The organism is Nonomuraea helvata (genome assembly GCF_039535785.1).
Taxonomy (GTDB): domain Bacteria; phylum Actinomycetota; class Actinomycetes; order Streptosporangiales; family Streptosporangiaceae; genus Nonomuraea; species Nonomuraea helvata.
The window spans coordinates 1,556,778-1,570,563 of the sequence record NZ_BAAAXV010000005.1 but is presented as its reverse complement, the minus strand read 5'-3'; the positions used below and the strand labels follow the sequence as shown (position 1 = coordinate 1,570,563).

10 protein-coding genes are annotated in these 13,786 nt (G+C 71.3%); 9 read left to right on the top strand and 1 reads right to left on the bottom strand.

Annotated elements, in window-relative coordinates; all coding sequences use genetic code 11:
- The first annotated feature begins 11 nt into the window (after positions 1–11).
- A complete protein-coding gene (locus tag ABD830_RS26720; RefSeq protein WP_344992716.1) occupies positions 12–518 on the top strand; it encodes a DUF6542 domain-containing protein in 507 nt (168 codons plus the stop codon).
- Here ABD830_RS26720 and ABD830_RS26715 read toward each other — a convergent pair.
- Positions 515–1,480 carry a 4-hydroxy-3-methylbut-2-enyl diphosphate reductase gene (locus ABD830_RS26715; protein WP_344992713.1) on the bottom strand — a complete coding sequence of 322 codons (966 nt, stop codon included), beginning with the start codon at positions 1,478–1,480 and terminating at the stop codon, positions 515–517. The two genes, ABD830_RS26720 and ABD830_RS26715, sit on opposite strands and share 4 nt — an antisense overlap.
- A 100-nt stretch (positions 1,481–1,580) precedes the next feature.
- Between ABD830_RS26715 and ABD830_RS26710 the strand changes: the two genes are divergently transcribed.
- The 8 genes from ABD830_RS26710 (at position 1,581) to ABD830_RS26675 (ending at position 13,786) form a co-directional block, all read left to right on the top strand.
- Positions 1,581–2,747, top strand: a complete 1,167-nt coding sequence (locus tag ABD830_RS26710) for a hypothetical protein (protein WP_344992710.1) — start codon at positions 1,581–1,583, stop codon at positions 2,745–2,747.
- Between the two features lie 26 nt (positions 2,748–2,773).
- The gene (gene xseA / locus ABD830_RS26705) at positions 2,774–3,997 is read left to right on the top strand and encodes an exodeoxyribonuclease VII large subunit (RefSeq protein WP_344992707.1); all 1,224 of its coding nucleotides are present in this window, start codon (positions 2,774–2,776) and stop codon (positions 3,995–3,997) included.
- A 232-nt stretch (positions 3,998–4,229) separates the two neighbouring features.
- Positions 4,230–4,529, top strand: a complete 300-nt coding sequence (locus tag ABD830_RS26700; protein ID WP_344992704.1) for a hypothetical protein — start codon at positions 4,230–4,232, stop codon at positions 4,527–4,529.
- A 621-nt stretch (positions 4,530–5,150) separates the two neighbouring features.
- The gene (locus ABD830_RS26695; protein ID WP_344992701.1) at positions 5,151–5,870 is read left to right on the top strand and encodes a conjugal transfer protein; all 720 of its coding nucleotides are present in this window, start codon (positions 5,151–5,153) and stop codon (positions 5,868–5,870) included.
- Between the two features lie 81 nt (positions 5,871–5,951).
- A complete protein-coding gene (locus tag ABD830_RS26690; RefSeq protein ID WP_344993050.1) occupies positions 5,952–6,197 on the top strand; it encodes a hypothetical protein in 246 nt (81 codons plus the stop codon).
- Between the two features lie 25 nt (positions 6,198–6,222).
- Positions 6,223–9,000 carry a TcpE family conjugal transfer membrane protein gene (locus ABD830_RS26685; protein WP_344992698.1) on the top strand — a complete coding sequence of 926 codons (2,778 nt, stop codon included), beginning with the start codon at positions 6,223–6,225 and terminating at the stop codon, positions 8,998–9,000.
- A 47-nt stretch (positions 9,001–9,047) separates the two neighbouring features.
- On the top strand, positions 9,048–11,528 hold the full coding sequence (locus tag ABD830_RS26680) for an ATP-binding protein (protein WP_344992694.1): 2,481 nt from the start codon (positions 9,048–9,050) through the stop codon (positions 11,526–11,528).
- Positions 11,525–13,786: a type IV secretion system protein gene (locus tag ABD830_RS26675; protein ID WP_344992691.1), complete on the top strand. Its 2,262-nt coding sequence runs from the start codon at positions 11,525–11,527 to the stop codon at positions 13,784–13,786. Before ABD830_RS26680 ends, ABD830_RS26675 begins: the two co-directional genes overlap by 4 nt.

The window sequence follows — 13,786 nt, the reverse complement described above, 5'->3', positions numbered from 1 at the left end:
GGGGTGGGGCATTGGGTGAGAAGCGGCGTTCCGCGGTCAGGCTGACCGCTCGCGGCGCCATCGCGCTCGCCCTGGTCGCCACCCTGGCGGGCTACGTGCTGGCGGCGCTGTTCGACGTCCAGCAGGTCGTGGGCGCGGCTTTCGTGCTGTCGAGCCTGCTCGGCGCGCTCATGGTCAACCGGCGCGAGCTGCTGTCGCTGGTGGTGACGCCGCCGCTGGTGTTCTTCTGCGCCACGCTCTTCGTCGAGCTCGGTCGGGCATTCGGCTCGGTGTCGATCGTGCAGTCGCTGGCGCTCGGCCTCTACACGTCACTGACCAGCGGCGCGCCGTGGCTGTTCGCGGGCTCGGCGATCGTGCTGGGCGTCGCCTGGCGGCGCGGGCTGCGCGACAACGTACGCGAGCTGCGGGAAGAGCTGAAGGCGGGCGCGGAGGTGCCGCGCCCGCGTCAGACGTTCGTGCCCGAACCGGAGGGCTACTTCGAGCCCAAGGTGTACGGGACGCCGCGCGGGGACGACTAGGACGCCCGCAGGTCCTTGCGCAGCTCGTGAGGCAGGGCGAAGCGCATGCTCTCCTGCACCGACTCGACCTCCGTCACGTCGCCGAACCCGTGCTGGGCCAGCCGCGCCAGCACCTCCTCGACCAGCTCATCCGGGACGGAGGCGCCGCTGGTGACGCCGACCGTGGTGACCCCTTCGAGCCACTCGTCGCGGATGAACGTGGCGTTGTCGACCAGGTACGAGGCCTCCGCGCCGTAGTCCTTGGCCACCTCGACCAGGCGCTTGGAGTTGGACGAGTTCTCGGAGCCGACCACGATGACGAGCTGCGCCTCGGCGGCGATCTCCTTGACCGCCACCTGCCGGTTCTGGGTGGCGTAACAGATGTCGTCGCTCGGCGGGTCGATCAGCGTGGGGAAGCGCTCCTTGAGCCGGGTCACCGTCTCGGTGGTCTCGTCGACCGACAGCGTGGTCTGCGACAGCCACACCAGCTTGCTCGGGTCCTTCACCTGCACCTTGTCGACCGCGTCGAGCCCGTCCACGAGCTGGATGTGGTCAGGGGCCTCACCCGAGGTGCCCTCGACCTCCTCGTGGCCTTCGTGCCCGATCAGGAGGATGTCGTAGTCCTGGCCGGCGAACCGCCGCGCCTCGTTGTGCACCTTGGTGACCAGCGGGCAGGTGGCGTCGACGGTGCGCAGCCCGCGCTGCCTGGCCTCCTCGTGCACGGCCGGGGACACGCCGTGGGCGGAGAACACCACGATCTCGCCCTCGGGGACCTCCTCGGTCTCGTCGACGAAGATCGCGCCCCTGGCTTCGAGCGTCTTGACCACGTGGGTGTTGTGGACGATCTGCTTACGTACGTAGATCGGCGCACCATACTGCTCCAAAGCCTTCTCGACCGCTACCACGGCTCGATCGACTCCGGCACAGTAGCCGCGGGGCTTGGCTACGAGTACTCGGCGGGAAGTAGAGGTCTGGGGCTCCATACTTTCTATGCTACGTGGAGCGGCGATCAGGGCTGCGCGTGCGTGCTTGCCCGCGTTTTGCCAGACTAGCCGTCCAATACTGACCTCCCAGGGAGACGTCATGTCCCTCAGCGACGTGATACGCAACATCGCCAAGACCGTCACCAACAAGGACGAGCTCAAGGAAAAGGCCAAGGACCTTCCGCTGCTCGTCATCCAGACCACGCTCAGTGCGGCCGGCCAGGCGCTGCTGGTCGTCGACCGGGTGAAGAACTCCATCAAGAACCTGGGCAGCAAGGAGGAGCGCGAGGAGGAGTCGTACGACTCGCGTCCTTCGGCCGCCGACCAGGTGGCCGCGGCTCCGGCGGCGGAAGAGGACAAGCCCGCTCGCAAGGAGCCGGTGATCTTCGCGCCGCGCCCGGGCGCGGCCGAGCCCAACGGCGCCGCCAAGACCAAGCCCGACCCGGTCATCTTCACCCCGGCCGGCAAGTCCGAGTCCGTGGCCACCGCCAACACCGAGACCTCCGCCGCCACCAAGCCCGCTGTCGAGGAGGAGCCCGCGGCGGAGCCCAAGGCCGCCGCCAAGCAGGCGGTCGCGGAGGAGCCCAAGCCCGCCACCGAGCCCGCCGCCACGGAGGAGCCCAAGGCCGACTCCAAGTCCGCCGAGCCCGCGGCCGAGTCCAAGTCCGCCGAGCCCGCGGCCACCGTCGTGGAGGAGCCCAAGGCCGCCGCTGAGCCCGCTGTCGAGGAGGAGCCCGCGGCCGAGCCCAAGGCCGCTGAGCCCGAGGTCGCCCCCGCCGCCACGGTCGCCGAGCCCGCCGTCTCCGAGAAGCCTGCTGTCTCGGAGAAGCCCGCCGTCGCCGAGGAGCCTGCCGAGGTCGAGGCGAAGGCCGCCGTCGTGGAGAAGACTCCCGAGGCCAAGCCGAAGGCCACCCGCAAGGCCCCGGCCAGGAAGCCCGCCGCCGCCAGGAAGCCCGCTGCGGCCAAGAAGCCGACCAAGAAGCCGGCCGACGAGGCCGCCGCCACGCCCGAAGCCGCACCGGAGCCCGCTGCCGCGCCGGCCCTCGCCGCCGCCGCAGCGGCCACCGCCGCCTCCGCCTCTGCGGACCAGGCCGAGCCGCTGCCCGGCTACGCCGAGATGACCGTCGCGTCCCTGCGCGCCAGGATGCGGGGCAAGACCGCCGAGCAGATCGGCGACTTCCTCGCCTTCGAGAACGCCACGAAGGCGCGGCCCGAGGTGATCAAGATGTTCGAGAACCGCCTGGCGAAGCTGCAGGCAGGGGAATAGTCACCCTCACCCCGTAGTCTTCGGCCATGACCGACAAGACCTCACCCGAGTCTCCCCTGCCGATCCGTACGGTCCTTCAGATGGTGGGCGGCTGGATCGGCAGACTCGGCACGGTCTGGGTCGAGGGCCAGATCACCGACCTCAGCGCGCGTGGCGGCACGGTGTTCATGACGCTGCGCGACCCGGTCGCCAACGTGTCGGCCAAGGTCACCACCCCGCGCGGCGTCTACGAGGCCGCCGTGCCGAGGCCGGCCGACGGCGCCAGGGTCGTGATGCAGGTCAAGCCCGACTTCTGGGTCAACAGAGGCTCGTTCGCCTTCACCGCCCTGGAGATCCGCCCGGTCGGTGTGGGCGAGCTGCTGGCCAGGCTGGAGCGGCTCAGGCAGCTCCTGGCGACCGAGGGGCTGTTCAACGCCGACAGGAAACGGCGGCTGCCGTTCCTGCCCGGCACGATCGGGCTCATCTGCGGCCGCGACTCCGCGGCCGAGCGCGACGTGCTGGAGAACTCCCGCAGGCGCTGGCCCGCCGTGCGGTTCAAGGTCGAGGAGGTGGCCGTCCAGGGCCCTTACGCGGTGGGCGAGGTGACCGAGGCGCTGCGCAAGCTCGACGCCGACTCCTCGGTCGACGTGATCGTCATCGCCCGCGGCGGCGGCTCCCTGGAGGATCTCCTGCCGTTCTCCGACGAGACGCTCGTACGCTCGGTGGCCGCCTGCCGCACCCCCGTCGTCAGCGCGATCGGCCACGAGCAGGACAGCCCGCTGCTCGACCTGGTGGCCGACGTGCGCGCCTCCACCCCCACGGACGCGGCCAAGAAGGTCGTGCCCGACGTCGGCGAGCAGCTCACGCTGGTGCGCCAGCTCCGCGACCGGGGCCGCAGGGTGATGAGCGGCTGGCTCGACCGGGAGATGTCCTGGCTCACCTCGCTGCGCTCGCGGCCCTCGCTGGCCGACCCGGTGCGCGAGCTGGAGCGCCGGGCCGAGCAGGCCGAGTCGCTGCGCGACCGGGCCAGGCGCTCGCTGTCCAGCTCGCTCGACCGGGCCTCCGACGACCTCACCCACCTGCGTGCCCGCCTGGTCGCGCTGTCCCCGGCGGCCACGCTGGAGCGTGGCTACGCCATCGTCCAGCACCCGTCGGGCGAGGTGGTGCGCCTTGCCAAGGACGTCTCTCCCGGTTCGCTGCTGACGATCCGCCTGAGTGACGACCGACTGACCGTACGCGCCGAGGACTCCGGCCCACCAGAAGACGCGTGAACCGTCGTCCCGGATGACGTCCTGCCCGGCGAGTTGCCGCGTGTCGTCGGCGCAATCACTCAGCGCAGTCGTCGGTTACGCTAAGTTGCCGCGTGGACGGCGGTGCAGCCCCCTCAGGCGTCTGACGTCGGGAGTCGATAGGCGTCTGATGCCGGGAAAACTGATGCGTCAACCACTTTGGGCCCCCGCGCGTCGAATCGTCACGGCGTTCACGCTGACTCGGGAGGCCCTCATGATCCGTCGCATCATCCGGAAACGACGCCCCGCGCCCACGCTCGCGGGCATCAGCCTCGAGGAGGAGCTGGCCCTGATCAGGGTCGAGCTCATGTACGGCCTGCGCGTCAACCGCGAGGCGTACCTCCGCAGGAAGGTCGACGAGCGCAACGAGATGGCGACGCGCATACGTGAACGCGATGCCGCGGAGATGCTGGCCGACCTGCGCGGCTCTCTGGAGCGGGCGGTGCAGCCGACGGTCGTGGACCTGCACAGCAGGCGGCAGCCGAGGCCCACGCAGGACCCGGAGCCCGCCTGACGGCCCGGGGTCGCCGCGATCCATACCAAATCCGCAGGTCGCGAGAGTCCATGCCTGTTGGACAGGAATCCGTGACTGTCGCGCTATGCGATTTCAGGCGTCTGCCCTGGTCAAAAGGCTATTCACCCAGGAGATGACAGGAATCGGCAATGACGCCTGCCGTCCGGTCCGGTTTGCCGTCAGGTCGGTCATGCCGCAGCATGGGCGTGGCTTTCCTGGAACAATGGCGGAGACCGGATAGGGTGACTACTTCACCGCGGATGATGGGGATCGGCAACGGACGACACCGCGCCAGCCGGGGGGATCGGCGCGAGCGGAGGCGTGATGGCTCGTAGGTCTACCGTCCAGCACGATCCTCGGATCGCTGGCGACCCCGAGCTTTCCGCGCGCCTTGACACGGCTGACTACGACGAGCCGCCGTCCCGCAGGCCGCGGCGCGGCGGCTGGTCGGGCGGCGGCGGACGGTGGCTGGTGTGGGTCGGCCGCATCGTTCTCTGGGCGCTTATTGTGGTTATCGTAGTGAATGGGGTTCGTGCCCCATTTGAGCGATTTACCCAGCAAGGGACATCGACCCCTAATGCCGTTGCGCCTGCTCACCATGGTTTTCCCGCCGACCGGGGCATGGCTTTCGCCGCCCAGTTCGCCGGGGTCTATCTCAATTTCAGCCCGGAAGACGCGGCCAGCAGGTCGCGTAAGCTCGCCGCGTTCCTGGCCGAGGGCATGGACCCGCAAATGGGATGGGACGGTTACGGCAAGCTCTCGGCCGTCGCCATCCAGGCGTACGACCTCGAGGCGAGCGACGCCCACAACGCGGTGGTGAGCGTGGCCTTCCAGTCAGGCCCGCGCAGGCTGATGCTGTCCGTCCCGGTCTACTACGCGGGCGACGACGCCGGCGGCAGGTTCGCCGTCGTCGGGCGTCCCGCGGTCCTGCCCGCCCCTGGCCCGGCCGACGTGCCCCAACTGGCCGCGCCGGAGACCGACGAGGCGACCGCGAGCGAGCTCAAGGAGCAACTGAAGGGCTTCTTCACCGACTACGCCCTCGGCAACACCGCCGGTCTGCAGCGCTATGTCGCCTCCGGCAAGACTCTGCCGAGCTTCGGCGGCACGTTCACGTTCAAAGAGCTGAAGAAGGTCGTGGTGCCTGTGGGGGGTGCCACACGAGACATCCAGGCGGTCGTGGTGTGGGTCGTGCCGAACAACGAGACGCCCCCGACCCCCGATGCCACCGACCCGGCGGCCGTGGGGGGCACGCTGGAGATGGCCTACCGCCTGACCGTCGAGAAGCAGGGCGACAAGTGGTTCGTCGCCGACATCCGCGGCGCCGGTCGGGTCGTTGGATAGAGGCACGGCCGCGCTGCTGATCGATACCCCCCGGGAGGACAAGAAGTGACCTTGAAGACCGTAGTGCTCACCTTGATCGAGATGTCGCCGACGCCGACGCCGACCGGCCTGGACACCGGAGGGCTCGCCAACTTCCTGCGCGGGTTCTTCGCCCCGTTGTTCCTCGTCGTCGTCTCCGTGGTCGCACTCTTCTTCCTCTTCACCCGCGAGATCACGCGATTTGTGCAGTTCCTGATATTGGCTGTGGCCATCGGAGTGATCTTCTACGTTCCCAACATCATCGAGGTGACGGCGAAGGCGATCGCCGGCGCACTGGGCATCAAGTGAGGGTTGAGACCGCTCCCTGGCGGTCATGAACGAGCGGGTGGAGAGGAGGACCGGCGTGGACCTGCCCACATATACGAACATCTGGCGGATCGAGAAACGGCTCTACAAGCTGTACGACCTGCGGCTGCCGATGCCGCTCCCGATCGTCTGGATCGGCGTGTTCGTCGGGGTGTTCGTCCCGTGGTCGCTCCTGCTGGTCCTGGTGGGCGTGCCGGTGGAGATGCCCTGGCACGTGCTGTTCCTCGTGCCGCCGGGCATCGTGACGTGGTTGTCCACCCGTCCCGTCATCGAGGGCAAGCGGCTCACCGAGCTCCTCGAGTCCCAGCTCCGCTACCTGGGCCAGCCGAAGGCGTGGTACCGCCTCGCGCCCACGTCCGAGCCCGAGACGGTCACGTTCTCCGCCCGCGTCTGGCGCACCCTGCCCGCCAGGGCCAAGTCGAAGGCGCCCCGCAAGGCCCGCCAACCGCAGCGGCGGCGCGAGGGCCAGCGGATCATCGGTCCCCGCCAGGTACGCCCGGCGGTCGCCGCCGCGGCTGCCGCCGTCTCCCAGGCTCCCGTGGCGGAGCCGACCACCGGCCGCTGGGGCACCCGCCGCGGCACGGCGCCCGCCCTCAAGGCCTCGTCACGCCAGGCGGCTCCGGCTTCGGCGCCAGGGCCCACGGCAGGTGGGTTGCAGCGCCAGGAGGCCCTTCCAGGCGGCCCTGGACGCCGCCAGGAGGCACCGGTGGTCGCTGTCCACGAAGGCTCGCCAACGGAGACCGTCGCCCCGGAGCGCGGCGGTACGACGGGTGCGGCCGTCCGGGAACGTGGCGGCGCTGGAGAGGCCGCCGTAAGGGAGCGTGCCGGAAGGGGAGAGGACGCCACCCGGCAGCGTGGTGGAAAGGACGAGGCGGCCGCTCGGGAGCGTGGTGGCATGCGGGGCGCCGCGCCCGCTGCTCGCGGTGACGTCGCGGCGCAGGAGCCTGCCGTCGGGCCGCTCGGCACCGGGGAGAGTCACAAGCCCGCCACCGGCAAACCCATCGACACTGAGGCGTTGCGACGGTTGAGGAAGCTCGCGGCCAGCGCCGACGCCCCTCCTGCCGACGCCCCTCCTGCCGACACCGTGGCTGCCGACGCGGCGGGACATCCGGAGGGAGAGCGCCGCGAGGACGAGCGGCGCGAGGACGAGGTCGCGCGGGACCAGCACAGGAAGGGCCAGCCGCCCCGGCTGGGGCCGGCGCTGGTGCTGCCGGGCACGAAGCGTGTCTGGCCGCCGCTCGATCCCAACGCCAAGCCGCTGCCCCGCCCCGCCGCCCCCAAGCACGCCCGGGCGGAGACCGCCCCCGATTCACCCGCCACGCAGGACCCGACCGAGCCGAGCACCGCATCCGACGCGACGGCCGGCACCTCTCACACAACGGGCGGTGCGGAGTCGCCGAAGAGCGGCATCCCTCAGGCGATCGCCGCGGTGCCCGACGATGCGGACACTCAAGGAAGCGCCGAGCCGGTACGCGAGGCGGATGCCCAGGGGACGGCCGAGCAGGCGGCTGACGACACGCGGGAAGCCGCCGAGGGCGGCGCCGACGTGCCGGAGCGCGGTTCGAGTGGCGGGCGGCCGGACGCGCCCGCGACCCACCGCGAGCGCGTGGAGCCGACGGCCCCTGATGAGCGCGTGGAACAGGCTGCCCCTCGTGACCGTGTGCGACCGGCGGCCCGTGGCGAGCGGGTGGAACAGGCTGCTCCCCGTGAGCGGGTGGAGCCGGCGGCCCGTGGCGGCAACGGCCAGGGGGCGGCGGCTCGTGAGGGGGCCGGTGGGCTCGTGGCGCCCGTGCCGGTGCCCAGGCCGGGGGAGGGCCGGGTACGGCGGGTCGAGTCCGTGGTGGGACGTGACTCCGGCGGGTGGCGGCGGATCGCTCAGGTGGTCGTCGGCGGCGGCGGGGTGCGGACCGACGGTTCGGAGATCGACGAGGCCAGGGCCAGGGGCGTGTTCAGCGGCAGCCGCAGGATCGTCGTCCTGGGCTGCACCGGCGGCGCCGGCCAGAGCACGACGGCGCTCATGCTCGGCCACACCTTCGCCAGATACCGCGACGACAGGGTGGTGGCGGTCGACGCCAACACCGGTGGCAGCACCCTGACCAGCAAGATCCAGCCGGAGACGCCCGAGACCCTCACCTCGCTCCTGTCCGGGCTCGACCGCGTCAGCGGGTATCTCACCATGCGCGGGTACACGACGAGGACCGCCTCGGGGCTCGAGGTGATCAGCGCGGACACCGACGCGGGCGCAGAGCAGCGGCTGGCGGACCGGTCGTTCTTCTCCGACCACCGGCTGGGCGAGTCCATGCGCCTGCTCGACCGCCACTACAAGCTCGCCGTCATCGACCCGGCCCCGGCGCTGGCCGCGCGGGTCCTGCCGTACGCGGACCAGCTCGTGCTGGTGGTCCCCGCGAGCGAGGAGGCGTCCGAGGCGGTGGCGATGACGTACGAGTGGCTCGACGGGCACGGCTGCGCGGACCTGCGCAGGCGCGCGGTCATGGTGGTCAACGGCGTGAGCAGGCGCTCGATGGCCGACGTCGAGCAGGCGGAGTCGGTGGCCAGGGGCAGGTGCCGGGCCATCGTCAGGGTCCCCTGGGAGGACGGTCTGGCGCCCGACGGCGCGGAGGTCGTCGATCCCGGGCAGTTGCGCGCGGCCGGCAGGCGGGCCTACCTCGCCCTCGCCGGCGTCGTGGTCGCAGGCTTCGCGGCAAAGGCACAGGCACAGACCGTCCGTCCGAGCGAAGAGGAGTTGGCGAGTGACCCCCCGGGCACGAGAATCGGTGAGCGATAAGTGAACAAGCGAGCAGGTAGGGCCCGTTCATGCGCCGAGGGGGCGGCATGAGCAGGGCGTCACGAGCGCACCAGCGCCTCGCGGTCCGCTATTTCGACGACCGCATCCTGCTCACGGACACCAGCGCATGGGCGTACTTCCGCCTCCCGACGGTCAGCTACGAGTTCGTCACCCCGGATGAGCGCGAGGCGCTGGCCACCAACATCACGATCGCGCTGGCCGCGATCAGGATGCCCGACGCGGAGGTCCACCTGAGGATCGCGCACCGCACGTACCCCGCCGCGGAGTGGGCCATGGCGCTCAACGCCACGTCCGACGAGGGGCCCGGCTGGCGCGACTACCTGGAGGAGATGTACCGGCACGTCTGGGCGAAGGACTTCTGGTCCAAGGAGGTCTACCTCGGCGTACGGCTCGGCCCGCGCGGCAAGCAGCTCGGCGCCGGCGCGCTCGCCCAGATCTTCGGCCTCTACCAGAAGACCGAGAAGGCGCTCGGCATGGAGGACGACCACGTACCCGACAGCGAGATCGGGCGGTGGACCGAATCAGCCGAACGCCTCGGGAGAGCACTCGCGTCCAGCGCCCTCTACGCCAGGCACGCCACCTCCGTCGAGGTGGCGTGGCTGTTCCAGCACGCGGCCGCGGGCGCGCTGGGCGACCCGCCGCCGAGCGCCAGCCCGAAGCGGCGCTGGGGCAGGGGCGAGATCGAGTCGCTCGTGGAGGGGGAGATCCACAACGGCAGGTCGCTGCTGCGCATCGTGCAGCCGCAGGGCGACTCGTACGTGGCCTACCTGTCGTTCGCGCGCTTCCCCGACCTCATGCCCTTCCCCGACGGCGAGCCGTGGATGCACTTCGCCGACCAGCTCCCGTTCCCCGTGGAGATCTCGTCGCGGATGCGGCTCATCCCGCCGGTCAAGGCGTCCAAGGACGTGGCGCGCAAGCTCGCGCACGCCCGTGACATGGACCACCACATCCGCGAGGCCGGCGCTGAGGCGCCGCTCGCGCTGGCCGAGCAGATCGACGCGGCCCGTCTGCTGGAGCACGGCATCACCAAGGAGCGTCTGCCCTTCGTGTACGGCTGGCACCGCCTGATCGTGTCGGCCCCCACCGAGGACATCTGCGTGCAGCGCGTCGAGGCGGTCGTCGAGCACTACCGCGACATGGGCATCGACGTGGTCAACTCGACGGGCGACCAGTTCTCGCTGTTCGCCGAGTCGCTGCCGGGCGAGAAGGTGCGCGTCAACGCCTACGCCCAGCGGCAGCCGCTGCGCACGATCGCGGGCGGCATGGCCACCGCCACGGTCGATCTCGGCGACCGGCTCGACGACGGCGGCAACGAAGGCTGGCTCGGCCCGTACATCGGCGAGACCGTCGGCAGGGCCCGCAGCATCGTGCACTTCGACCCGCTGGTCGCGGCCACCCGCAACCGGCCGACGGCCATCGCGATCACCGGCGAGCCCGGCGGCGGCAAGACCACGCTCGCGCTGCTGATGATCTACCAGATGGCGCTCAGAGGCGTGACGGTCGCGGTGATCGACCCCAAGGGCGACGCGGAGTCGCTGATCCGGCTGCTGGAGAAGCGGGGCCGCAAGGCCCGCGTCATCCCGCTGGGGTCGGCGGCGCCGGGGCTGCTGGACCCGTTCTCGTTCGGCGACGACATCGCGGCGAAGAAGACCATGGCCACCGAGACGCTGCGGCTGCTGCTGCCGCGCATGTCGGAGGAGCGCGAGTCGGCGATGATCCAGGCGGTGGCCGCGGTCTCCAACGGCCCCGACCCCTCGCTCGGCAAGGTCGTCGACTTCCTGGAGCAGGCCGACGACCCCGCGTCGAAGAACCTGGGCGCCGTGCTGCGCTCCATGTCGGAGATGCACCTGGCCAGGCTCTGCTTCGACCCCTCCGGCGGCGACCAGATCGACAGCGAGGGGTGGACGACCGTGTTCACGCTGGGCGGCCTCACGCTGCCCGACGTGGCCACGACCAGGGACGACTACTCCTACGAGCAGCGGCTGTCGGTGGCGCTGCTCTACCTGGTCTCCCAGTTCGCGCGCAGGCTGATGAACGGCCTCGACCGGCGCGCACCCAAGGCCATCTTCCTGGACGAGGCGTGGGCGATCACCTCCACACCCGAGGGTGCCAAGCTGGTGCCCGAGGTCAGCCGGATGGGCCGCTCCCGCAACACCGCTCTGGTGCTGGTCTCGCAGAACGCGGGAGACCTGCTGAACGAGCAGGTGACCAACTGCCTGTCATCCGTCTTCGCGTTCAGGTCCACCGAACGGGTCGAGGTGGACCACGTCATGTCGCTGCTCGGTGTGGAGCCGTCGGAGGAGCACAAGGCCGTGCTCCGCTCGCTCGGCAACGGGGAATGCATTTTCCGCGATCTGGATGGCAGGGCCGGGCGGATCGGAGTAGACCTGATCTCCGAGGAACTTCTCCGTTGGCTCGACACGAACCCGACACACGACAAACCCGACGGCGCCGGGCATGATGATCTTCAAGGGGGCGTGAGCAGAGCGCAGGAGGTACGGTCATGAAGATCCGGCTATCGCGACGCCTCGCGCTGGCTCTCGCGCTCGTCAGCGGCATCCTCGTGATGCCGATCGTCGTGGGCGGCCTGTCGGCCCCGGCCGCCGCGGCGCCCTGTGACCTGTCGGGCCCGCTCAACCCCGAGATGGTCGGGGGCGGGCTGGACGGCCTGATCCAGGCGCCGGCCCCCCAGGGCGGGGCACAGGCCGCGGTCACCAACTACTCCCAGTTCGGCATGAGCGGCCAGTTCTGGCACACCCACGACCTGGGCTGCTCCGACTACGTCGCCGTGCTCGGCAACATGTGGGCCAACGGCATCTTCACCGCGGCCAAGGCCGTCGACCGGCTGACGATCACCACGTACCAGGCCGCGTCGACCGAGGGACCGCTCCAGGCGATCAAGGACGTCGTCGACGACATCGTCACGAACCTCGCCGACGCCATGTACTGGAAGTTCCTCCAGCCGATCGTGATCATCGGGGCGATCTGGCTGGCCTGGTACGGGCTGATCCGCAAGCGGGCCACCACGACCGCCGAGGGCGTGATCTGGATGGTGCTCGCGGTCACCGTGGCGGTGTGGTTCTTCAGCCGTCCCGGCGACTTCACCGGCCTCGGCAAGGTCGTGACCGACAAGACCGGCGAGGTCGTCAACTCGGCCTTCTCCGGCCTGCCCGGCGCGGGCGGCGCCTCGTGCCTGCCGCCGCCCGGCGAGGCCGCCCCGCAGATCAAGGCGGGCGGCTACGGCCAGACCGGCACGCCGGGCGTCGACCAGAACGCCGACGCGCTGTGGTCCACGCTGGTCTGCAAGCCGTGGCTGGTGGGCCTGTTCGGCACCGCCGACCCGCAGCAGCCCATCGTGCGCGACTGGGGCCGAAAGGTGCTGGAGATGCAGTCCGTCCCGCGGACCGTGGCCGGCCAGCCGGCGCCCGACGTGGGGGCCCGCCAGTCGGAGTACGCCTCCCTGGCGGAGAAGCTGAAGAACGACCCCGTCTACACCGTCTTCTCCGGCCGCGACTGGTCCAACAGGCTCGGCGTGGCCGTCGGCGCGTTCATCGCGGCCATCGTGGCCGGCCTGCTCATCTTCCTGGTGGCGGTCTCGCTGCTGGTGCTGAAGGTGGGCTTCCTGCTGCTGCTGATACTCGGGCCCGTGTTCCTGCTGATCGGCGTGCATCCGGGCAGCGGCCGGATCGTGGCCATGCGCTGGGTGGAGATGCTCGTCGGCACCCTGCTCAGGCAGGCCGTGCTCACGCTGGTGCTCAGCGTCCTGGTGTACGGCTACGCGCTGATCATCTCCACGGCCATGCCCTGGGGCATGCAGGTGCTGTTCATGGCCCTGCTGACGATCGCGGTGTTCTTCTACCGCAGGCCGTTCCAGCACCTGTTCGCCTCCATGAGCGGCCACACGGTCGCCACCCGCATGCTCGGCGAGGCCGCGAGCTCGTCCGTGCTCGAGCGTTCTGCAGGCGTGCTGCCGCCGGTCGCCTCGGCCAGGATCGGCCGCTGGGGGCTGCGCAAGGCCGAGCCGCTCATCAGGGCGGCCGGCGTGGCCAACCCGGCGGGAGCGGCGGCGACGGCCGCGGCCGGCGCGGGGCAGGCTCGCGTACGCGCCGAGGAGGGCGAGGGCGTCACCACGGGCGCCAGGATCCCGGCCACGGCGGCGCCGCTGGACACCGACCAGCAGGGCGGCAAGGCGGGAGCCAGGGCGCCCCTGGAGCCGCGCAGGGGCACGGCGCCGCCGCTCAACCTGGGCGGCACGCCCACCCGCACGCGCGGTGCCGCGGCGGGCGGCCCCCGGGCGGCCGGCGCGGCCGCGTCCGGTGGCTCGGGTGGATCCGGCGGCTCGGCGGGCGGCTGGTTCGGCGGCGGGTCCGGTGGCGGCTGGGCGTCCCGCGGCGGCTCGTCGTCGGGGTCGCACGGTGGCTCGTCCGGCGGTTCCCGCGGCTCCCGGTTCGGCGGCTCGGGCGGCTCGGGCGGCTCACGGTCGGGCGGGACGCGCTCGCGCGGGTCCGGCGGCGGGCTGTTCGGCGGCTCCGGGTCGGGAGGCTCGGGCGGCGGCTCGAGGTCCGGCGGCGGGTCGCGGCCGAGCAGCGCTCCCAGGGCGTCCGGCGGTTCGTCCGGCCCGCGGATCTTCGGGTCCGACGAGCCGTCGTCCCGCACCTCCGAGGCCCCGCCGCTCTGGCTGCGCAGCAGCAGCAACGGCGGCGGCTCCGGGGGTGACAGCCCCTCCGTGCCGTTCTGGCTCAAGCCGAGCAGGGACAAGGACTGA

What these genes read in the sequence shown, in the direction of transcription:
- ABD830_RS26715 (WP_344992713.1), bottom strand. Translation starts at nt 1,480, where the DNA reads ATGGAGCCCCAGACCTCTACTTCCCGCCGAGTACTCGTAGCCAAGCCC.
- ABD830_RS26710 (WP_344992710.1), top strand. Translation starts at nt 1,581, where the DNA reads ATGTCCCTCAGCGACGTGATACGCAACATCGCCAAGACCGTCACCAAC.
- xseA (WP_344992707.1), top strand. Translation starts at nt 2,774, where the DNA reads ATGACCGACAAGACCTCACCCGAGTCTCCCCTGCCGATCCGTACGGTC.
- ABD830_RS26700 (WP_344992704.1), top strand. Translation starts at nt 4,230, where the DNA reads ATGATCCGTCGCATCATCCGGAAACGACGCCCCGCGCCCACGCTCGCG.
- ABD830_RS26695 (WP_344992701.1), top strand. Translation starts at nt 5,151, where the DNA reads ATGGCTTTCGCCGCCCAGTTCGCCGGGGTCTATCTCAATTTCAGCCCG.
- ABD830_RS26690 (WP_344993050.1), top strand. Translation starts at nt 5,952, where the DNA reads ATGTCGCCGACGCCGACGCCGACCGGCCTGGACACCGGAGGGCTCGCC.
- ABD830_RS26685 (WP_344992698.1), top strand. Translation starts at nt 6,223, where the DNA reads ATGAACGAGCGGGTGGAGAGGAGGACCGGCGTGGACCTGCCCACATAT.
- ABD830_RS26680 (WP_344992694.1), top strand. Translation starts at nt 9,048, where the DNA reads ATGAGCAGGGCGTCACGAGCGCACCAGCGCCTCGCGGTCCGCTATTTC.
- ABD830_RS26675 (WP_344992691.1), top strand. Translation starts at nt 11,525, where the DNA reads ATGAAGATCCGGCTATCGCGACGCCTCGCGCTGGCTCTCGCGCTCGTC.